Annotated in this window: 13 protein-coding genes; 5 read left to right on the forward strand and 8 right to left on the reverse strand. The window is 60.2% G+C overall.

Going from position 1 to position 22,120, the window contains the following annotated elements; all coding sequences use genetic code 11:
• The first annotated feature begins 1 nt into the window (after window position 1).
• The 3 genes from G8O24_RS08115 to G8O24_RS08125 all read left to right on the forward strand — a co-directional run bounded on the left by G8O24_RS08115 (window position 2) and on the right by G8O24_RS08125 (window position 4,076).
• Window positions 2-1,963, forward strand: coding sequence for a MacB family efflux pump subunit (locus G8O24_RS08115; RefSeq protein ID WP_188098178.1), 1,962 nt, complete (start codon window positions 2-4; stop codon window positions 1,961-1,963).
• Window positions 1,964-2,052: 89 nt separating this feature from the next.
• Window positions 2,053-2,766 (forward strand): response regulator, encoded by a 714-nt coding sequence (locus tag G8O24_RS08120; RefSeq protein ID WP_188098180.1) that lies wholly within the window; start codon window positions 2,053-2,055, stop codon window positions 2,764-2,766.
• Window positions 2,763-4,076, forward strand: a complete 1,314-nt coding sequence (locus G8O24_RS08125; RefSeq protein ID WP_188098182.1) for an ATP-binding protein — start codon at window positions 2,763-2,765, stop codon at window positions 4,074-4,076. The genes G8O24_RS08120 and G8O24_RS08125 overlap by 4 nt, the downstream gene beginning before the upstream one ends.
• 174 nt (window positions 4,077-4,250) lie before the next feature.
• Here G8O24_RS08125 and G8O24_RS08130 read toward each other — a convergent pair whose 3' ends face one another.
• The 7 genes from G8O24_RS08130 to G8O24_RS08160 all read right to left on the reverse strand — a co-directional run bounded on the left by G8O24_RS08130 (window position 4,251) and on the right by G8O24_RS08160 (window position 18,443).
• Window positions 4,251-5,309 carry an NAD(P)/FAD-dependent oxidoreductase gene (locus G8O24_RS08130; RefSeq protein WP_188098184.1) on the reverse strand — a complete coding sequence of 353 codons (1,059 nt, stop codon included), beginning with the start codon at window positions 5,307-5,309 and terminating at the stop codon, window positions 4,251-4,253.
• Between the two features lie 23 nt (window positions 5,310-5,332).
• Window positions 5,333-5,725, reverse strand: a complete 393-nt coding sequence (locus tag G8O24_RS08135) for a VOC family protein (protein WP_188098186.1) — start codon at window positions 5,723-5,725, stop codon at window positions 5,333-5,335.
• A gap of 20 nt (window positions 5,726-5,745) precedes the next feature.
• A complete protein-coding gene (locus G8O24_RS08140) occupies window positions 5,746-9,630 on the reverse strand; it encodes a LodA/GoxA family CTQ-dependent oxidase (protein ID WP_188098188.1) in 3,885 nt (1,294 codons plus the stop codon).
• A gap of 201 nt (window positions 9,631-9,831) precedes the next feature.
• Window positions 9,832-10,962 (reverse strand): tryptophan 7-halogenase, encoded by a 1,131-nt coding sequence (locus G8O24_RS08145; RefSeq protein WP_311972218.1) that lies wholly within the window; start codon window positions 10,960-10,962, stop codon window positions 9,832-9,834.
• A gap of 5 nt (window positions 10,963-10,967) precedes the next feature.
• On the reverse strand, window positions 10,968-14,762 hold the full coding sequence (locus G8O24_RS08150) for a LodA/GoxA family CTQ-dependent oxidase (RefSeq protein WP_188098191.1): 3,795 nt from the start codon (window positions 14,760-14,762) through the stop codon (window positions 10,968-10,970).
• Between the two features lie 88 nt (window positions 14,763-14,850).
• Complete coding sequence (locus tag G8O24_RS08155) at window positions 14,851-16,452, reverse strand: S10 family peptidase (protein WP_188098193.1); 1,602 nt, start codon at window positions 16,450-16,452, stop codon at window positions 14,851-14,853.
• Between the two features lie 257 nt (window positions 16,453-16,709).
• Window positions 16,710-18,443 (reverse strand): thiamine pyrophosphate-binding protein, encoded by a 1,734-nt coding sequence (locus G8O24_RS08160; RefSeq protein ID WP_188098195.1) that lies wholly within the window; start codon window positions 18,441-18,443, stop codon window positions 16,710-16,712.
• A 451-nt stretch (window positions 18,444-18,894) separates the two neighbouring features.
• Between G8O24_RS08160 and G8O24_RS08165 the strand changes: the two genes are divergently transcribed.
• Complete coding sequence (locus G8O24_RS08165; protein WP_188098197.1) at window positions 18,895-19,851, forward strand: LysR family transcriptional regulator; 957 nt, start codon at window positions 18,895-18,897, stop codon at window positions 19,849-19,851.
• A gap of 76 nt (window positions 19,852-19,927) precedes the next feature.
• On the opposite strand, the gene G8O24_RS08170 is transcribed toward G8O24_RS08165, so the two are convergent.
• Window positions 19,928-21,511, reverse strand: coding sequence for a S53 family peptidase (locus tag G8O24_RS08170; protein ID WP_188098199.1), 1,584 nt, complete (start codon window positions 21,509-21,511; stop codon window positions 19,928-19,930).
• A 379-nt stretch (window positions 21,512-21,890) separates the two neighbouring features.
• On the opposite strand from G8O24_RS08170, the gene G8O24_RS08175 reads away from it, so the two are divergent.
• Window positions 21,891-22,088, forward strand: a complete 198-nt coding sequence (locus G8O24_RS08175) for a hypothetical protein (RefSeq protein ID WP_188098200.1) — start codon at window positions 21,891-21,893, stop codon at window positions 22,086-22,088.
• The last annotated feature ends 32 nt before the right edge of the window (window positions 22,089-22,120 follow it).

Here is a 22,120-nt window from a genome sequence, read left to right on the forward strand (position 1 = left end):
CATGGCCGATCCGATCATCGGGCTGGAGAAAGTCCGGCGGGAGTTCGCGACCGGCGAGGCCAGCGTGGTTGCGCTCGACGAGGTCTCGCTGAGCATCCAGCGCGGCGAGATGGTGGCGATCATCGGCTCGTCCGGATCGGGCAAGTCGACGTTGCTCAACATCCTCGGATGTCTGGACCGCCCGACATCCGGCACCTATCGTGTCGCCGGCCAAGACGTCTCCGAGCTCGACGCCGACGCGCTGGCGGCACTGCGCCGCGAGCATTTCGGCTTCATCTTCCAGCGTTATCATCTGCTCGGCGACATCTCGGCCGGAGAGAATGTCGAGATCCCCGCCATCTATGCCGGGATGAAGGCCTGCGAGCGCCGCGCGCGCGCCGAGCAACTTCTCGCAAGGCTCGGCGTCAACGACCGGCGCGGCCATCGTCCGAACCAGCTATCGGGCGGCCAGCAGCAGCGTGTCTCGATCGCCCGTGCGCTGATCAACGGCGCCGAGGTCATCCTGGCGGACGAGCCCACCGGCGCGCTCGACCGGCGCAGCGGCGAGGAAGTGCTGAAGATCCTGAACGAGCTGCAACGCGAAGGACGGACGATCATCATCGTCACCCACGATGCCGACGTCGCCGCGCGGGCCGAGCGCATCATCGAGCTGCGCGACGGCAAGGTCGTCTCCGATCGCCGCGCCGGGGCGGCGAGCGCCGCGGAACCGGCAATTCCGCTCTCGCGTACGTCGTGGACCAACGGCACTGGCTGGTCCGGCGCCGTGCTGCGCCTGCGCGAGGCCTCGCGGATGGCTCTGGTGGCCATGGCTGCGCACCGGATGCGCGCCTTCCTCACCATGCTCGGCATCATCATCGGCATCGCCGCCGTGTCGTCCGTGGTCGCGCTCGGCAACGCGTCCCAGCGCAAGGTGCTGTCGGACATTTCAAGTCTCGGCACCAACACGATCGAGGTGTTTCCGGGCAAGGATTTTGGCGACGCGCGGGCTGGCAAGATCAAGACATTGGTGCTGGACGACGCCCGTGCACTCGACCGGCAAGACTTCATTGCAGGGGTGACCCCGACGGTTTCGACCAGCACGACGGTGCGATATCGCGGCAGCGAGTCCAACGTGCTGGTGAACGGCGTCGGCGGGAGCTATTTCCAGGTCAAGGGTGCCAAGCTCGCAAGAGGCCGCTTGTTCGACGCCGACGCAATCCGCAACATCGAGCGGCAGGCCGTTATCGACGACAACACCCGCAAGACCTTCTTCGCCGACGACCAGACCTCGGGAATCGGCCGCGTGATCTGGCTCGGCAAGGTGCCGTGCCGCATAGTCGGCGTGATTGCCCAGCAGCAGGGCGGGTTCGGCTCGAACCAGAACCTGTCGGTCTATCTGCCCTACACCACCGTGCAGGCCCAGTTCACGGGCGATCCTTCACTCCGCAGCATCCTGCTGCGGATCAGCGATGATGTCTCCACCAATCTAGCGCAGGACGCGGTAACAACGCTGCTGACGCAGCGGCACAACACCAGGGATTTCGTCATCCTCAACACCGACGATATCCGCCGCACCATCACCAGCACGACGCAGACGCTGGCGTTCCTGGTAACGGCGATCGCGGTGATCTCACTGGTCGTCGGCGGTATTGGCGTCATGAACATCATGCTGGTCTCGGTGTCGGAACGGATCAGCGAGATCGGCGTGCGCATGGCGGTCGGCGCCAGGCGCAGCGACATCCTCCAGCAGTTCCTGGCGGAGGCGACATTGATTTCGTCGATCGGCGGCATCGCCGGCATTCTCGTCGCGATGCTGCTCGGCCTCGTCATCAACCTTGCCGTGCCCGGCTTCCAGGTGAGCTATTCGACGTTCTCGATCGGCGCAGCGTTCCTGACCTCGACCGGGATCGGGGTCGCCTTCGGCTTCTTCCCCGCCCGCCGCGCCGCGTTCCTCGACCCCGTGGTGGCGCTGAGCCGCGACTGACCCTAGGATTGCCCATGACCGCAGTGCCTCGAACGGGACATTCGTCCGCAGATCGGCCAACGACCGGTGGCCCCCATGCGATTTCAACCATGATCAAAGGCAGCCCGAACATCCTAATCGTCGAGGACGACAAGCAGACCCGCGATCTGATCTCGCGTTATCTGCGCGATCACCAGTTCTCGGTCGATGCAGTCGCGAATGGCAGGGAGATGGACCGCTATCCCTCGAAGGACCGGGTCGACCTGATCGTGCTCGACCTGATGCTGCCGGGCGAAGACGGCCTCAGTCTCTGCCGCCGTCTGCGGATCGACTCCACGACGCCGATCATCATCCTCACCGCCAAGGGCGAGGATCTCGACCGGATTCTCGGCCTCGAAATGGGCGCCGACGACTATCTCGCAAAACCGTTCAACCCGCGCGAACTTCTCGCGAGGATCAATGCCGTGCTGCGACGGCGATCAAGCGGCCTCACCGCCGGCTCCGCTCCCGCGCGTCTCAAGTTCAACGACTGGACCATCGATCTCCGCTTGCGCGAGTTGCGCGACCCGCAAGGCGCGCAGGTGCCGCTGACCAGTGCCGAGTTCGATCTGCTGCAGGCCTTCTGCGAGCGGGCAGGACGCGTTCTCACCCGCGACAATTTGTTGAGCATGACGCGCGGTCGTCCCGGCGGAAATTTCGGCCGCAGCATCGACGTGCTGGTCAGCCGACTGCGGCGCAAGCTCGATCGGACGGAAGGCGCGTCCATGATCAAGACCGTCCGCATCGGCGGTTACGTCTTCACGCCGGTGGTGGAGGAAGTATGAACCGTACCACCGACATCCTCGCGCTCTTCAGCTTCAGGCGGATCAGCGGCCAGATCGCCGCCTTAATCCTGGGATCGCTGATCCTGATCCACCTCCTGATCGCCGGCTATTTTCTCCTCAACCAGCCCAAGCTGCTGGCGGACACGCCGCTGGAGCAGATCGAGCTGATCGTGCGGATCATCGCCAACACGCCAAAAGCCGAGCGTGCGCTCGTCCTTGACAGCGTCAGCCGAACCTTTCGACCGCTCAAGCTCCAATTGCGGGACGGCGCCCAGGCCTCCGCGGCGCCACAGTCGATGCGAACGTCCCTGACCATCCCGTCTGGGCTTGGGCTCAGAGCCGAGCTCATTCGCGGCAGCGCGGACGACGAGCGCGTCTGGTTCCACCTCCCGGGCGAGGACGTGCTCGAAGCCAGGATCGGATCGCCCAAAATGCCGGGCTTTGTCAGCGGCCTCTGGACCTCGACGCTGCTGTTTCTCGTGGCGAGCCTGACGCTGCTGGGCATCTGGGCCGGCCGCGCGCTCTCCTCGCCGCTATCGGCCTTCGCGCGCGTGGCGGAGGAGTTCAGCCTGAGCCGGTCCTCCCCGCCGCTGCCCGAAAACGGGCCGGAGGAGATCAAATCCGCGGCAAGAGCACTCAACCGGATGCGCGATCGCATCAGCACGCTGATGAACGACAGGACGCGCATGCTGGCGGCCATCAGCCATGACCTGCGCACGCCGATCACGCGCCTGCGGCTGCGTTCTGAATATATCGAGGATCCGGCGCAACGCGCGCAGACCGTGCGCGACCTGGACCAGATGCAGTCGATGCTGGAATCGGTACTGTCGCTCCTGCGCAGCGAAAGTCCGGTCAAACCGACGCTGGTGGACGTTGCGGCGCTGCTTCAAATGGTTTGCGAGCAGTTTTCGGATACCGGATTTGCCGTGACCTATTCCGGTCCGGACCGGGCCGCCTTCATGCTAAGGCCCGGCGAAATCATCCGCGCAGTCACCAACCTCGTCGAGAATGCAACGCGCTTCGGCACCCACATCGACGTCGCGCTGCTGCCGGACGGGGACCGGCTCGTCATCGACGTTTCCGACGACGGGCCCGGCATTCCCGACGAAAGGAAGGCAACGATGCTGGAGCCCTTTGTGCGCGGAGAGGAAGCCCGCACCATGGACGAGACAGCGGGTTTTGGCCTCGGTCTCTCGATCGCACAGGCGATTGTGACCGCGCATGGCGGAACGTTGCTGCTGCTCGACAATGAACCGAGGGGCCTTCGCGTCCGCCTGTTGCTTTCGAATGCGGACGGTAGCCACGACTGAAGCTACCGATCCGGGCATCGCCGATTCTCCAACATGTGTTCGAGATTGCAGACAAGCCTCCCTGTTCTCGCGGCACCTTTCGCCCGTGACCGGTTGATGGGGCGAACGTAGACGAATTGCGGTCCGGCGCTCAGTCAAGCTCGACGAACCGTTGTCGCAGGGTCCACGCGACTATCACACGAATGGAATGCGCCGACGGCGCCAGAAGTCCGAACCGGACCAGCGCTTCTCCATCCAATGGTAGCGCGATCGGAGCCGTAAATTCTGAGAATAACGTTCCAGGATCGCTCGCGAATAATCCTCGAGCCGAACTCCACTGCCAAGCAGAACCTCTGCCGCCATCCGCCCGGACTTCAATGCATCGATGATGCCGGTCGACGCCAATGGATCCATTGAAGCAGCAGCATCTCCTACCGCAAGCCACCCCGGCCCCGCCGCTGCGTCGAGCGACGAGCTATCGGCCAGCACCACCGTCGGTGGAATCCGGCCGAACTCGTAGGTCGCCATCAGTTCCGAGATATGCCGCGTTTGACGACCGAGCGCGACGAACCGCTCGATTGATCGCGCGCCACTATTGGTGAGCAAATCGCCGTCGGTGAATAGCATGAAGACCCGTCGATCCCTCGGGAGTTGAGCGCTATACCACCATCCCTCACTCACGCTTTCTGTTGTCGTCGCAAGATCATCATCGTGGCCTGACCGCTCAGCCACTGCGACGACGGCAACCTGCTTGTCGGCCGCTCGCCTCACCGCCCCGACGGCTCGCGCGAATATCGATCGCCGTCCGGAGCAATCGAAGACCCACTGACATTTTACGGTTATCTGGCCCCCATCGGATCCGACGCAGGCGATCCATCCCCGATCATCGCGGTCAACTTTGCTAAGCCTTCCTTTCAAGGCGCTCGCCCCCGATCTGAGGGAAGCTACCCGCAGATGCGTGTCAAAGGCGGGTCTGTCGATATGTAACCCCGCACCGTACGCGCTCATTATACCGGGCCGCATCGCCAGTTCGTCAGATCCCCAAGCCGACCGGCTGCCGGTGCAGGGAAGCGTCGGGGTTCGATCGAGCACGTCGGTCAGCCCTAGACCACCGAGGATCGGACGGGAAGCTCCCGGGAGCGTTTCCCCTCCACTGAACGCCTTCTGGCGCCCATCGTCGACGACGAGAACCCTGACACCTCGACGGCCAAGAACCATCGCGACAACAGCGCCGGCCGGACCGGCGCCAAGCACAAGCGCGTCGGGGCTGACGACGGTCAGGCTGCCTCTCCCACCGCCGGACGATCATAGGTGGTCAGCTCTATCTGATGGCCGTCGGGATCCAGCACAAAGATGGAGAAGGCGATGCCGGTATCCTCGGGCGGATCAAAAGATATGCCAAGCTCCTTCAACTCCGCTTGAGCCTGCCCAAAAGCTTCGCCGCTCACGCGAAATGCAACATGAGTGATGCTGAGCGCTTCGTCGATATTGCAAACTGGACCCGCTTTGGGTCTTTGGAACAGACCCAATCTGATCATGTCGTTTCCCACCATCCAGGTCGTTGTCCATTTGTGCACGATGTCGAAGCCGAACACGGCACGATAGAACCGATACGAGGTCGAGAGATCACGGACGTTCAATCCGATATGGTCAATGCGCTGCAAGTCCATGACTCAGCTCCTCAAGCCGCTCAGTGCACGGCGTCCTGGCCGAAAATCTGCCGCCTATGCAGGCCGGGCTTTGCTCGCACCGGGTACACTCTGCCTGGAGGAGCCGCCCCCATCCCAGCGACCGCGCGCAACGCGGCGGCCGCCGGCGCGGCCGGCCGGCCACCCGGAATCGGACAACCGGCATCGATCCATTGGGTCAGGATGGTAAATCCATCAGAACCATCGACTATCGTCCGCTTGATCGCATTGAGCATCCCGAACTCACTCGGCAACAGATCGGTGATGAAGCGGCTGCCACTGGCATTGCCTGGGCTGATCCAGCCATTTTCGGCATCGCTGATTGCCGCCATGAGAGCCTCGGGCCCCGCCCTGAACCAGTCGGCGACCGACTGTTTTACGCGCGCTCCATTCACGGTACCCGCAAGCTCACGCGTTTCGTGGGCGTGGACGTTCGCCGCGCTTGAGGACAGCGACTGAACGAGCTTCTTCATCGCCTCGCCCGGAGTAGCTGGAGCGGCACCCGCAGGCCCGTAAACGTTCCCGAGCCACCTTACCCAGTCAGCCCAAAGGGCGAGCTCGGAGGGCGAGAAGATCTTGTACATCGGACCTTCGTAGGTGGTCCTGTTGTTGAGAAAGTAGCTACCCGATGGATTGCCCGGCGTCACGTATCGTGAGTTCGCGAGTTCATCCAGGAAGGCTTGCGGATCTTCGAACCAATCGTTCATCCGGTTGGAAACGACCCCGAACTCCGAAACATTGAAGTGGTTTCGTTGTGCAAAGTATTTCTTCTGTTTGATGAGCTCGATCATCTGTTGTTCGACCGTCGGCGGATAGTCGCGCCACACCGCGAAATCCTGGCTGATGTCGCCCGTAGTCGCAAAAGCCACGTAGCCGGTCCAGATCCTCTCCCAAACCCTTGCCACCTCGGCCGGCCCGGCTTCGGCGCGCACGTAGTCGAGATACTGCTTGACGGCCTCCTTGGCTTTCGCGCCATGACCGTAAACCGCGTTGTCGATACCGATATGCATTCTGTAGAATTGGGCGCTGATATTGTTGGCTTCCAACCGTTTCACGCCCGGCCAAAGCCCGAGGACCTCCCATTCGAGCTGTAGCGTCATCCCGAGAATTTCCGGGAAGAACGCGTCGGAGTGCTGCGATATACAAAGCTCGAACAGCGGGTTCGTGTAGGCCGAATCGAATATCGCGGGATTGTCAGCGTAGTCCCTGCTCCTGATGTTCGGAAGATAGATCCCGAGCGTTTGCAGCAAGGCAGTATACAGGTTTGCGTGGTTGAGTGCAGGATCCCCGCCACCTGTCTCGTCGCTCCAGATTTCAAACAAGAGCGAATTGATTTCCGCGATCGGTCCGGCGTTTGTGGCGTACCGCAGCCACGATCCATCCAGCTGGTTGAACGGCGCGAGTTGAAGCTGGCGCTTGATCAACGCTTCTCGCGTCCAAGACTCGGCTGGTTGTCGCTCGCCTGCCGCCAGGAATTCATAGATCTGCGAGAGCCGCGACTCGAATGCCGAGGGCGTGTATTCGAAGAACTCCCAGAAATTCTGCGTCGGATCGCTCCGAAACTGCTTGGTCTTCTGCAAATCCCGCGCCGCCTGCAGAAAATGGATGGCGAGTTCCTTGGCCTTGGGACCGAAGTCAGGGTAACTCTCGTAGTTGAGCATGATGTAGAAATAATCGCGGTCGCGCAGACCGTCGTACTTTCCTCGTCCTGTTTCGACGAGAACTCGCTCGGACAGGTTCGGAGCCGGAACGACGAATCCGAGATGCTTCCACTTTCGAACCATTTCATTGTCGGCTTGATAGTCCTGACGAACCTCATATCCAATCTGAGTGCTTGCGCCCAAAAAGTTCATCCAGGCCGAATCCGCCGTTTTGAGGCGAGCGGCGTAAACGTCAAGGACCTCGGCTGCGTCGGGGGGCGGTACGACATTCTGGATGTAGCCATCAAACGCCGCGATCAGTTGCGCTCGATAAGCCTTCGGATCCACCTGGGGGGCGGCCTGCGGCAGTACGAACGGCCAATGCTTCGTACTGCCATAGTGGTCGAAGAATTCACGAAGCCGGAACTGGTATCGATTCAGAGCCTCGCCATCCTTCGGTTCGGGCAGACGCCAATTTCGACCACGAAACGTCCATTGTGCCCGCACGAACGTGACGAACGCCTGCTTCGCATCGACTGCAAACGTCGCAATGTCCTTCCCATCCGTCGACGGCCACTCAAAGAGGGGCTGAAACGTCCGTTCCGAGCCGACACCCCTATCCCATTGCTTCCTTGGATATAGCAGACTCGCCAAGTTGGCCGCTTCGCGCTCGATCGGGAAGTCTTTCCGGACCTCCTCGAAATCAAATTCGCTGACGATCGCATCGGGCCGCTGCGCCGGCCACCAATAAGTGTTACACTCGTAAAAGTCCGCCTGCCACGGCAGCGCCATCCACTTTGTCAGATCGCCGGGCTCCAAACGCGCCGACACCTCAAATGCGCGCTCATAGAAATGCTCTGACGTGCATATCGCAGTCAATTCGATGCCTGGGTAGAACGGGCCGCCTACACAAGCTGACAACGCTCCCTTGGTGAGCGCGAAGGGCTGATCTCTCAGCGCGATCTGATCGATCGGCGCCGGACGGACCATCGCCAGTTTCAGCTCCTTCAGCGTGTCGTAACCGTCGAACTTTCCCTCGGACCACAACCGGAGCGATTCGTACTGTCTCTTCGTGAGCTTCAGCCAGTGATCGGGATCGCCGATATATCCTTCGGAGTCACCTTCGTTCCCCGACAGCTGGGGCATAAACTTCAGGCTCGCCTGCTTTTTAGCATCGTCGCGGGTCAAGTTGGGATTGCGAACGAGGCTAAAGAACCGCTTGCGCAAGTCCTCACTGGCTTCGCTGTTGCGAGCGAGAGCTCCCAATATCTCGTCGCTCAGGAAGTTGGCTGCCTTCCCTGGCCCGTGGCCTCGCAGAGCGCGCTCATTGACCCACTGCGTGTCAACCGCGCGAAAAAGGATTGGATAGACGTCGTTCAAAAAAGAAACTCTGGTCCGCTCTCGATCGGGAGGCGTGGCGGCCAGGTGCCAGGGCAATCCCTTTTCCAGGGCTGTGTCCTCCATCGCGTCGAAAAGCGTGACGAGACTGTCGGTATGAGGCGAATAGTCGGGGGGACCAACGATCACCCAGGTGTTCCCTCGCACTGGCACAACGACGCCTTCTGCGATCTCGACCTCGACGCTTACCGATCCGTCGGCCGTGTCGTCATACCAACCGTCGTTATTTGCATAGTGATCGATCAGGTACTTGTCGTCCGTCGACCTAGCTGCAGAATGCCCATGACCGCCAAGAACGAGCAGCCGCCCCAGATTGTCGGTGCGCAACTCTCCAAGATAAACCGGATCCGGCACGTCGTAGATCGTTCCCTGGAGCGGCGCCGACGCATCGTTCTTTCCACTTACGGACGCCGTTGCCTTCATGACGAGCGCACGACGGTCTGTTGGCCAGTCGTCATTTCGCAGCGGAGGAAGCTGCGCTTGATCGCCTGCTCCCTCGAAAAGTGCGAGCGCCGCTTTGGCGCCCGCGAATTCGTGCCAGGCGGCCTTCTTGTTGGCGACCGATACTTGCCAGGTAATTCGATGAGCATTTTGCGCAGTTAGCTCCGCGACAACATTCCCATCCGCGTCGAAGCCATAGACGCGGAATCTCGCAGCCTGCCGCTTCACCCGGCCAGAGCCGTCTTTAAAGCCGCCCTCCGGAGCCGCTGGCACCCCCGGAGCTTCGGGCCCGACGAAATAGTCCTTGGAATCGCCCACCCGCGCGATCCCTATCTTGGGAAACACCGCGCAATAGGCAATTGGTTGATCGGCGGCCTCACGTCGTAAATCGGTGGATTCCCCAGCCATCACAATCTCCCCGTCGCGGTAGCAATTTGATTTGTTGTCACCCGATCACGCCGGACCGTCACTCAGTCGGCAAGATCTGGAGGACTCGAGGCCTCTGCAGGAAAACCATTGAAGCGCGCCACCTTATCGCTAAGTTGCCCTTGATACAAATCGCTACTTTTAATTGACGCTTGCATTTCAAGGGGGCGTTAGAATCTGTTGTTACGCAGCTCTCTCACCGGTTGGCGACATTGCGCCGCTGCGAGCGTGTCGCTGGCGCCAGAACGGCGATTTCGGCCAACGCCGCTCTAGTCCGTAAAGGTAGTTTCGATTCGCAACATAGTCGGTGTACCGGCCGTTGAGATATTTGGCGTAGGGCACGATGCTGTCGGAATGTCCATCGCGGACATCAATAATCGCCGCAGCAGCCCGAATTCCATCGCCCAAAGCATTCATGATGCCTTGTGAGGAAATCGGATCGCAGGCGGCCGCCGCATCGCCCACAGCCAACCAATTGGGCCCGGCGACGCGGTCCAGACAAAAGCTTGGCGCGACGCGCACAACGATGTGCTTCAGCTGATATCCTTCAATCGCCCGCGCGACATGGCTCGTGGAGCGGAGAAGAGCGAGCCACCCGCTCGCGCGCGAGAGGTTATGGTCCCGAATGATCGATGCATCCGAGGCAAAGGCAATGGCGAGCCTTCGATCGGGCAGCCGCGCTTTGTACCACCAGCCGAGCTCCTGCGCTTCGAGCAGAGTGAGCTGGGAAGGAGCGGCGGCCTGCGGCGTATCGAAGAACCCGTAGACAAAGCTTAGTCGATCCAGGAGGATCTGCCGGGCACCCATCTGGCGTGCGATGACAGAGCGCGATCCAGTCGCATCGACGATGTAACGTGCCTTGACTTGCCGCCTGGTCCCGTTTGGGATGATCGCGCCGAGAACGATGGCTCCGTCCGATGCTTGCTCCAGCGAGGCGCATTTGGCGATTGGGAACAGGGCCACGCCGCAGCTTTCGGCTTGGTCAAGCAGCAGCGTCTCGAATCGCGCGCGGTCCAGGTGCCAACCACAACCCTGCGGATTCAACACGAAATCATTATGGCCCAGCTCCGTCCCGCCCCATGCCGAGCAACTGCCGAGACTTACCTCATGCCGCTGCTCGAGAAACTTCTCCCAGCTCCCTAATACCTTGAGAAGCTTCGTTACATCGGGCGGGACGGTCTCACCGACCGCCAGCCGCGGTCTAGTGGTTACGGAAAAGAACAAGCTGACCTTGACGCCTTTTTGGGCGAGCGCAATAGCCGTGGCGTAGGCGGCAATGCCTCCGCCGACCACGACGACCTCGCTTGTGAGCACTGCATTCAATGGACGCTACCCATCCCAAACATGCGTCCGCTCTTGTGTCGCTTCCATTTCGGCGAAGGCGTGGTCAGCCGGAGCATTTGAATGACATTGTCGACTGCCGGGCAACCATTGGCGATCCAGCGCTCGACGACCGCGTGGCAAGTCATGCCGGGCGACTCGGTGGCCATCTGAGCAAATGCGCCTCCCATTGGCCCGTTGGGCGCAATCCAGGTCGTGAGGAAGGCAATCGCCCCGGGATTTCCCGGCGAGATCATATTGTTCCGCGGTGATGCGAGAGCCGCCATGAAGGCTGCCGGCGGCTGATCGAACCACCAGGCAATCGTATGCGCTACTCCCGATTCGTCTGCGAGCGAATGTGCGGCGTGCCCCGCGGCACCTACTTGCTGCGGTTTCAACTGCTTGATCACTGCCTCCATAGCGGCGGCAGGCGGCAACCCTTTTGGCGGAGGCGGCTTCGCAGCACCGGCTAAGGACCGCGTATAGTCTCTGAGGAGATCGATCTCATCATCTGTAAACACCCTGAACATCGCGCCTGATTGAAACTGAATCAGCTGGTTCAGCCTGCTGTTCTCCCAATCACCAGGCGTCAGCAGGTCGGACTTTATGATGTCCAGGAAGCGTTCGGGCACAGCGAACAGCTCATTGATTGGCGTTCCACGCAATGCGTGGGTCTGGTGATTTCGACTTCCGAAATCAGCCTTGCTCTTGATCAGATCGATCATTCTGCGCTCAAGGCTCGGCGGGTGCTCTATTAGCTCTCTGAGGTCGTGGCCTAGGTTTCCAATCTGTCCGAATGCCACATAACCGTTCCAGATGCGCCGCCATGCCTTATTGACCGCGTCGGTCCCGCCGCTCTCCTGTATCGTCTGGAGGTAGAGCAGAACCGCATCAAGCGCACGACGACCGTGACCATTCACGGCATTGTCGATGCCAATGTGCATGACGTAGAAGTGAGGATTCAGCCCCAAACCCGCGAGGAGATCACGCGTCGGCTTGAGGCCAAGCACCTCCCACTCCAATTGCAGCGTCATACCGAGTATCTCTGGATAGTATTCCTCGGTGAACTGTGAAATCGCGAGTTCGAAAGTCGGCACTGTGAACGCGCTGTCCAGAAACTCTTTGCTGAACGCAAATTCGCGACTGCTGAGGTCAGGCGGGTAGAACCCAACGCTGTGACAGAGATCGAGATAGATGTTGCAGTGGTTTTTCGAAACCTCCCCGTCGCCGAATTCGTCCATCCAAACGGAGAACAAGAGCGCGCGCACCTCGTCGGTCGGCCCGGTTTTCCCGATGTTGCGTAGCCAGGCGCCGTCCAGCAGGTTCAGCGGCGTGAACTGCTTGATGCGTGTAGTCATCTGCGCGACGTTCGTGATCAACGGGTCGGGGTCCACGGCATCGGCGTCGTCCGACAATTCCTGGTAAATCAGGTCCATCCTGTCTTCGAGCGCCTGAGGTGAATAAGGAAAGAACAGCCGATCGTATGGCGCGACCGCGGCATCGAGCGAGAAGACCTCGGCCCATTTCAGCCAAAACTCCACGTAGTTCCGCGCATTGCGCAGCGCTCCGGGATATTCACCGACGTTCAGAAGTTGATGGAAGAGCTCGCGGACAGCACCTGGATTCTGACGATCAGGGGTCGGTCCGAAGTCGTTATATGTCGGGCGTGGAACCAGGTTAGCCGGGATCTCCGTCGCGTAGTTCGGGAAAGGCACGACCGGCGTTTGGCCGGTATCGCGCAGCTGGCTCTCGACCTCAAGGTACCAATCGTCAGGCGCACTGGTGGTGAGGGTCGGCTCAGTCTGGGTGTGCTGGAGTGGAGGGTCAATAGCTGGGGATTGCAGCACCGTCCCGATCCGAGGCCAGTTGTAGAGCATGTCCTTTCGCTCTTGGTATCGTCCCCAATTCTCTGCATCGGCGGCGTCAGTGCCCCAGCCGCGCACCGACCACAATTGTGGACCAAGCTGGAATCCTTCGGTTGAATCGTCGAGGTCGCGGGGTCCCCAACCCAGCTGGGATGCGTCGTAGACCGCAACGGGCCGCTGGGCCGGCCATGACCAGAACAAGGTCCGGTTATTGCCTACTGGAGGATCGAGCGGGTGGGTTGCGCAGGAATTGTAGTCGGTGTGCCACGGCAGAGCCAGGAATTTGGAGAGGTCGCCGGGCTCAAGCCCGGATTGATCGTCATGGCGGGGAACGTAGCCGACCCCGAGGAACGCTTGGTCACGGCCGAGACCCGCATCGTAAGCGAGCCCCTTTGCCCGAATTCTGAATGGCCCCGCCCCCGACGTTTGCCAGGGAAGCTGGTAGAGCGCCGGCTCACGCAACACAAACGTCAGATCGATACCCGGGCTCAGTCGGCCGCCGATGCAATTCACGAGCGAGGTCTTGTCCAGCAACTCTCCCGGGCCGAGCGGGGTGGAACCTGGTCTAAAGTGATCGAGGCCCTTGTTCCATTGTCGCAGAAAGAAGTACTGGGTTTTCCGCAGGGCGAGCAGCGACTGGTCTGCATCACCGAGGTGCAGGGGCATCAGGGTGGTATTGGTCGACTGATCTTGCGACGGATCCCTGAAGACTGCGGAGAGGCCGGCGAGCGACGTCCCCGCGGGATTGGTCGTTTCCGTAATTCGTGCCAGGACGGCATGTGCAGAGATGCCGGTTTGGCTGAGATTGGCAACCCAGTGCTGCTGGCTCGCGCTCTTAAGGATGGGCGCAATCTGGTCGCCGAAAGTGGGCCGGTAGGCTTCGTTGTAGACCCCGGTTGCCCTGTCGAAGATATCGGGCGCAAGTTCGAGCTCCCGGACCCAGACATCGTAAACGTCGTCCCACATCGATACGACGTTGAGGATCTGCGGCGCGAATGAAGGGTCGGTCGCCGTCACCCACGCACCGTGCGCGGTCGCACGACTGCCGTCTTCAAAGACGATCGTCGCGCTGACTGGCCCGTCCGATGTGTCGTCGAACCATTGATTGTTGTTGACGTCATCTTCGAGGGGCGATTTTCCCGCGATCTTCCACGCAACCGCGCGTCCTCGGCCGCCGAGCACGAGAAGCCGGCCAAAGGAGTCGGTCTGGATCTCGCCCAAACTATCGATGGGGCCAGACGGGCAATCGAGTTGCCCAAGGTCATTTGTTGGAAACGATTTTGGGTAGTTTGGCATTTCGACGACCGCTCCGCGAGCATTGTCGAAATATCTGGCAGGTGTCAGGGCATCAAATGGGACAGAAGCTGCGGACGCACCGGACACAACGCGTGGGCCTGGATCGATCACGAGCTTGCGCAGTCGATCCGGCGAAGCGAGCACGGCAATTTTGTCGTTGTTGGCAGGTTGCGGAAATCCCGTCTGCGTCAGGGACGGATTTCGAATGCTAGGAAGGTTCCCGTTCTCATAACTTGCGATTCCCTGCGGATCCGTCTCGGCGAGGATGAACCAATTCGCCTTCTTGTTCGCAACATGCACCGTCCAAACAATGTCGGCGATCTTCCGTCCGTCGATCTCATCGCCAATTCGCACCTCGCGCCCGTCGCCACGAGGCCAGCTTTCGGAATCGCTGTCAGCGTAGGAAAAAAGGCGAAACCGCGCGGCGTGACGCTTCAGAGCCCCGGACGCGTCGCGAAGATCGCTGCTGCGAATGGGCTCGCCTTCTGTTCCGCGACGGATCGGCAATCCTCCCGTCAGCCTGCTCCCGGCCGTAGCTGGACTCCCTGCCATGGTCTCCGGCGCGATCACGTAGTCATCGGAATTGCCGACGCGCGCGACGCCGATAGCAGGGTGAATTCGAAATATGGTCATGGAGCCGGGACCCGTAAAATGCTCGAGACCGTCATCTCGCTCGATGATGAGCCTCGATGAGGAAAGAATTTCTAGATGCTGCGAACTGCTAATATGGTGTCCGGCTCATACGCCTTCGAACACGCGTTCTGTGAATTGTTGTAGCTGGCTGTCCTGACAACGACTTGACGGCAAGCAGCGGTCGCGGCGCATAGAACTTTGCCAGGTCGGCTTTCATCGCCGACCGAGAGGCGTCGTCGAGATAGATCATATGACCCGAGGGATAATTTCGAATCTCTATCCGGTCGTTGGTATCCGGGCCCTTCAGCGGCATGCGCGCGAAATTCAGTTTCGTCTGGAAGAATGGCGTCACGGCGTCGTAATAGCCGTTGGCAGAAAACACTTTCAGACTGGGATTGAGTGACATGGCAGCAGCAAGGTCACCGGCCGTATAGAGAGAGTCGGGGCCTCCCTTGTCGGCACCCGTTGGATCCGTGTGGCGGAAATCCCAATTGGCAAACGCCTGGTCGTTCGAATCCAGGAATGGCGATACCGACGTATAGTTCAACTCTTCATTGAGATAGACATTCCACATGGTGGTGTAGACGCCACCGATCGCCGTGATCGTCGGATCGTTATTGCCGGAAGCCGGATCGATCGACCCGGCAATCCCCAGTTCGTCGGAGCGGACACGACCATCATAGGCGCCGATTGCAAAGCCGTCGTGCCGGAGCAGACTCGTCAGATAAGGCGTCGCATCATCGGCGGCGGGATTGAGTTTCCAATGGCGCAGCACATCCCCCGGAATTCCAAGGATTTCGCTGAGGGTTTCAAGGAGCTTCGGATCAACCTTGGGATATTCGGATAGTGCTCTCGCGTAGGGACCACTGGCGAATCCCTCGACGGTCTCCATAAAGGATGGAAGATCCTTCGGCGGCGGCTTGATCGTGACTTTTTTCCAATAGTGCGCATCGGCAGCGAGCGTCGGCAACGTCCCGATCGGATTGCTCGCCTTGGAATAGTCGAGAATGGAGGATTGCAAGACGACGCCGTTCAGATCAACGCCATCCTCATGCAACATCCAGGTGAGGACGCAGGTTCTCGGCGTGCCGTACGACTCGCCGAAAAGGAACTTTGGCGAATTCCAGCGCTGGAAGACGGTCAGGTAGCGCTTGATGAACTGCTTGATGCAGCCGGCGTCCTGGTCGACTCCCCAGAAATCCTTGTTCTTGTTCGGCGCGATGGCCGCCGAGTAGCCGGTACCGACGGGATTGATGAAAACCAGATCCGAACAGTCGAGGAGGCTGTCCGGATTGTCTTCCAAGGCGTACGGCGCAGGCGGTGTAAAGTTCGGCATGTTTGTCCTGATGCGCCGTGGACCGAACGAACCGAGCAACAGGTAGACCGACGACGAGCCTGGACCTCCGTTGTAGAAAAACGTGACAGGGCGCTCTTTCTGATTTGGTACATTCGCCGTGAATGCGACGTAGAACAGCTTCGCAGCCGGCTGCCCGCTATATAGGTCGACCGTAACCAGATGGCCTGCCCTAGCAGTGTACTTGAGCGTCGCCCCATCGATGCGGAGTTCATGTTGAGTGGTGACTGACGCCTCGGTGGTATCCGTTATCGAGTCATCCTTGCGTGCACCATAGATGATCGTGTCGAGAAACGGCTCGTCCGATGACCGTTCTTCAGAAGGCATCAGGCTCATGAATGACCTCGTTGAAATCGGATGTTGGTGCATTGGTCCGGTCGACAACCGGTCTCGTCGTCTCGGTATTCGGTGTTTCGCAGCAATAGAAGTTGCGTGTGGTGCCTTGGGAGGCTTCGACGTGGCGCTTCCGCAAATTTTAGCGGGAGGCTAGACTGCAAGGGACGGGCGAGGAACCCGCAATATTTTCTCAATGAATGATAAGAATCGCACAGATCAACTTGGCGGGGCGGCGATACCGAGGAGCTTGTGCCGCCTTAAGGAACAATGCGTCGCAGCAGCGGCGCCTCAAAATTCGCCTGGACCGCCTCGGGAGCGGTGCGCCCGATGGTGTGACGGAGCGCGGTCGGGATATCCTTTTCATCGAGCATGACATCGATCAAGATCGGCACATCGGTGAGTACCGCCGCCTGTCGCAGCGCCTGCTCGAATTCGGCCAGGGTTTTGGCGCTCGCATATTGCGCACCAAAAGCACCCGCCAAAGCGCCGTAATTCCAGCGACGGAGCACATTGTAATAGTCAGGCTGGCCGTGCGGGCTGTCGTAGTACCGGTGACAGCCCATGAACTGCTGAATCCCCATGATCCCATTGTTCATCACACAGACCACGGCGGGCAGTTTGTACTGAACCAGTGTGGAGAGGGCCTGTGGTCCCTCCCGAAAGGCGGCGTCACCCACGAGCACGACCGGTCGCTTGGCGCTGGCGCAGGCCGCACCGACCGATGCTCCCAGGCTGTACCCGATCGACATCCAGATCGACTGGGACAAATATCCTTGCCGATCAACGATAGGCAGTCCGGCGGACCCGAAAAGCGACAGGCCGTTATCCGCGATCACAAGTTTGCCCTGGACGAAATCTGGCATGCAGGAGAACAGGAGATCGAAAGTCATAGGTGCATCGGCGGGCGGGAGGTCGGCGTCCTGGTGCTGCAGCGCAGCCCTCTCCCACGGGGGTGGAATGGCCGCATGATCCCCCAGTCGTTGCGTCAAACCGACGACAAACTCCCTGAGGCCCACGTCGCGGTAGATGTGATGTCCGATGCGGACCCCACCTTGCGACGCAAGTATCATGCTGCTGTAGTCTTTTGCGACGATGTCTTCGACGAAATCAGTGATCGTCGTCCCTAGTGCAATCACACAATCGGCTCTCTCAACGAACTCCTGAAGATCGGGCGTGGCGGACCGGCGATCATACACGCCGAGGAATCCTCTCGTGGTTTCGGCCAGCACCGATTTTCCGGCCAAGGTAGTGACATAAGGGACACCACTCGCACGCAATAGGTCAGCACACTCTTGATGCAATCGCCAGCGGTCGAGTTCTTCACCGACCCACAACACCGGGCGCTGCGCGCGCACGAGCCGCGCCATTGCATCGTCAAGGCACTCCGACAAGGACTCTGGATTGACAGGCGTCAACGCCGCGCTGAGCTTTCCCACCGGCAGCGCACAGGATTGGCCCCATAGATCCTGGCTGATTTCGATGTAGACCGGGCGCCGCCATGTCATACAGGCGATCAGAACCTCATCAATCTTGTCTGGCACTTCTTCGGCTCGCTCGATCACGGCCGTCGCCACCGTCGCCTGCGAATAGATCGTCAAGTCGGCCTTGAACCGGCCAGTCGAGTGCTGGAACATGATGCCGTAGTCGATCTCAAGATCAAGCTGACGCGCGCAAGGACTTCCGTTAATAACGACAACCGGACAGCGTTCGACAAAAGCCCCAACGACGCCATTGAGCGCACTCAACGCACCGACGCCACAGGTGCCGCACATCGCACCAAACCCCTTGATGCGCGCATAGGCATCGGCTGCGTACGCCGCTTCCATCTCGTATGTCGTAAAGATGGCCTTCAGTCGGGAGTGCTTGGCGAGCTCCGCAAGAAGTCCAGTACAATAGCTGCCGGGCACATTGAATAGATGCTCGATGCCAAGTTCCTCAAGCCGGGCAATCAGATAAGAAGCCACGGTGCCATTTTGGGACTCGTCAAGCATGGCGCTAAGCTCCCATGCCGGCTCGTCGCCCTGTCCCGCTTGAATGTGCAATCGAAGTTGCGTGACGAACGAGCGCCGGCCTGACGGCAACGTCCGATCGTTGCGGAGCACCGAACTCCTCCGCGAACTGCTCGCCGATCGGAGTGGCCAGGCCCCCGCGAAGCGCAGCGCGATGGAGGCGGTTATAGCTAGCGCCTACCAGGTTCTTAGGCCATGAATGGACTGTGCAGAAGCCCGTGACTACCGACGATTGATAATATCCTGCTGCCGCCAAGCGCGGGCCCGGACGCAGCCAGGCTGCAAGACCAAATTGGGAGCAAATCCGCCCTTTATGCAGCTGGGAAGAGAGCGTGCGAACCGACGCCTCGTCGTCACTTTCCCGCCTACTTTTTTCTACCATTGCGGGAGTTTAGCTCTCGCCGCTTTCTTGGGAACTCGCTATAAATTCTCTATGCTTGATAAGAAATGCACAGGCGACCTCGACTGGGAAGACGTCCGCTATTTCGCGGCGCTCGCGCGATATCGTTCGCTGTCAGCCACTGCCCGCGCGCTTCGCGTCAATCACGCGACGGTGTCCCGCCGCGTTGCTCACCTAGAGGCGCTTCTCGGACGCGCCCTGTTCGAGCGCCGAGCCGAGGGCTACGTACTTACGGCCGATGGCAGAGCCGTGTTGGAAGAAGCGAACGTAATGGACAACGCCGCGCTCTCGGTTCTGCGACGCCTGGATGCGGGCGTAGAGCTCAGCGGCCTCGTGCGACTTACCGCCGGACGCAGCTTGGCCGAAGGATTTCTGATCGACCGGTTGGACGGGCTGCATCGACGTCATCCGGGGATAGATCTCGAGCTTATTGGAGAGGTCAGGCTCCTCAGCCTCGCTCGAAGGGAGGCCGACATCGCTTTGCGTTTCGGTCACCCTAAGGGCAGCGAGCTCGCTGGCCGACGTGTAGGCACGATTTACTTTGGATTATATGTCGCGGCGGGTCTGCACGCTGAACCGGACGCGCTTACGCGATCGCCACTTATTGGCTTCGACAGAGACGGTGATTCGATCGCTGAAGCCGAATGGCTCGGGCAACACTTCCCCGGGCGCCGATTTTCATTCCGCGCCAACAGCCAGATAGCGCAGGCTGCCGCAGCGCGAGCGGGCTTTGGAATTGCCCTGCTGCCACGCTATCTCGCCGACAATGATCGGCAGCTTGCCGAGATCGACTACCACGTGCCGTTGCTTGAGCGTGAGCTCTGGCTTCTTATTCGCCCCGACCTGACCAAGGTGCCTCGTGTCCGTGCGGTCGCCGATTATCTGGTCGAGGTTTTTCGCAGCGAAAGGCAGCGCTTTGTTGGCAATTGCCGTGCCGCCGAGAGCGAAGCGCTAGAGGTGCAGCTAGGAGAAAAGGCCCCGGAAGCGTGAGCTGTATGTGGGGTCTTACCGTCGTGCCGCTGAATGGTTCGCCTCCATCCACCGGCACGACGAAATGATCTTCAGTTCATGCCAGTCTTGCCACCAATTGTTTCAAATCCGGCGTGCCGATGCCAGTAACCAGATCAAAACCTGGCCCGCAGCTGTAGGCGCCGTTGCTTTGAGTCAAGACATCTCGGAAGCAGTTACTGCCTATCATTGGGTAAATCAGCGGATTGAGGTACGGAAGCGGTGCTTTGTGATTGTTCGCCCGCGCCTCGTTGATCAGCGCGCACAAGCCGGCCCAGATCGGCGCACTCCAGCTGGTTCCACCGTACTGCAAGCGCTGACCGTGCAGAATAATCAACCCGCCTTCGTTGGGATCCGCCGCAGCTCCGACATCAGGGACCATGCGTTGATTGCCGGCGGGCACGCCATTGCCCTGTTGCCATGCCGGTCGAGGGAAGAACTTGCTCTTCCCACCGCCGCTGCCGGCCCAGCCGGTTTCGGAAGCCACCTGTCCATTTGCTGCCAGTCGCAGCGACGTGCCGCCTACCGCTACGACGTGCGGGCTAGTCGCCATCCACTCGGCAGCGAGTGGGCCGTTAGCATGATGGCCGTCCGGTCCTGGGTTTGACCCCGCATCGCCGGTCGACACGAACACATTGACACCCAAAGCGGCGAACCGGACGAAACGAGCTTCCTCGGCGTTCACCTCGCCCGACGTCATGTATGCCTCACTGAGGCCAAGGCTGATCGACACGACACGCAATGTCGGCTGCGCAAGTGCATCGGCGTAGATGCGGTCGAGCGCGCGGTCGAGATCAATAAAGGAGAGCGTGCCGCTGGCGTAGATGCGCACGTTCGCCTCGGGGGCGATGGTGCTGGCCCATTGTGCGTCCAACGTCTCCTCACCCGACGGGGCGGGCAACGCTCCGCCCTTTACGTTGATCTTGGCAATGCGCGCCAGGCTGCCAGCAAGGCCGTTGGCCGTCCAGAATGCCGTCAGGTCGGTGTCCAGCGGAACCGTATCGATCAGGATGGCAATCTCCTGCCCTTTTCCGGTCAAGCCGAGCCCCGCGCCACCGTAGGCCCTCAGGATTTCCGGAGCCAGATAGGGCGGCGCGTTAGCGATAGCCGGCTCCACGGCCGCCTCCGATTTGGCCTGCATGTACGAGCGAAGATGCTTGCGGGCTTGCCGGTAGGGTTGCAGCCCGCCAATATTCACCACCGCACCAGCTACGTCCGTCGGCAGGCTCGGCACGTCCGACGCCGCCGTGTAGGTCTGGCCCTCCCGGGTGACCCGCACCATGTGCACGCCAAGGCTCGCCTCGATCTGCGAGGCCGGCGCACTTGCATAGATGGTGGTACGATCGGGCGTCACCTGCGTGATGGTGAAGCCCTCCTTCTTTAGCCAGCTTTCCAGCGCACTGGCTGCTGCGGAATCGACGGCGTACTTCGTCTTCAGATCCTGCGGCGAGATTGTTTCGCCCTTGTCGACACGCGCCTCCAACTCCTTCTGAACATCAGGCGGAACGGCAAGCGCAAAACTCACATCCATCTTCTCGTCCCGGTGCTGCGGATCTGCAGCGCTTGCGATCAGCCCGTGCGCAGTCACACCGGACGACGGAATCGGGATCACGCTGTTTGGAAACATCTTTCTGTCGGCCATTTTGCAATCCTCGCTTCGCGGGCTCATTGTTCAGATGAAATTTGCTCAGATGACAATCTAGATTCACTTCAACGGGTGTCTCTCACTGAAGGCCCCTGGGGTCGTCGGCGTCGTCATTTCGCAATGTCGTGTTCATGTCACACATCAAACATCGAAATGAGTTCGAGGCCAATTGAGTTCAGGAGGATCGGCTGGATCGATCCATCTACTCTCTTTTCAGGACCGGTAAGCAAGCTTAGCGCTCGCCGCTTTTATGAGAACTCGCAATAATTTCTCTGCGCTTGATAAGAAATGCACAGACGACCTCAACCGGGACGATCAACTGAGTAGAGCTGCGCAAGCAGCTCTTCGCCCTTTTGTCGAGATCAAGCGACGGCCGATGCGAAGGCCGAAAGACTTCGATATCACTGAGCTCGCCGGCCGCGATGTCGTCTTCGGCAGCGACGAAGGGCAGTGCCACGACGTAGGTGACGGCTGGACCGTCGGCGCCTATCTTGGCTGGAAGATCATCTCCACGATCCGCTACGACGTGGCGAACTTCAATTTCGAGCCCTCAGCCAAGGTCTACGCATTGTGAGAGCGAGAAAACGCCTACCCTAGATTTCGCGG

Origin of the sequence: Bradyrhizobium campsiandrae (assembly GCF_014529705.1) — a bacterium.
Classification (GTDB): domain Bacteria; phylum Pseudomonadota; class Alphaproteobacteria; order Rhizobiales; family Xanthobacteraceae; genus Bradyrhizobium; species Bradyrhizobium campsiandrae.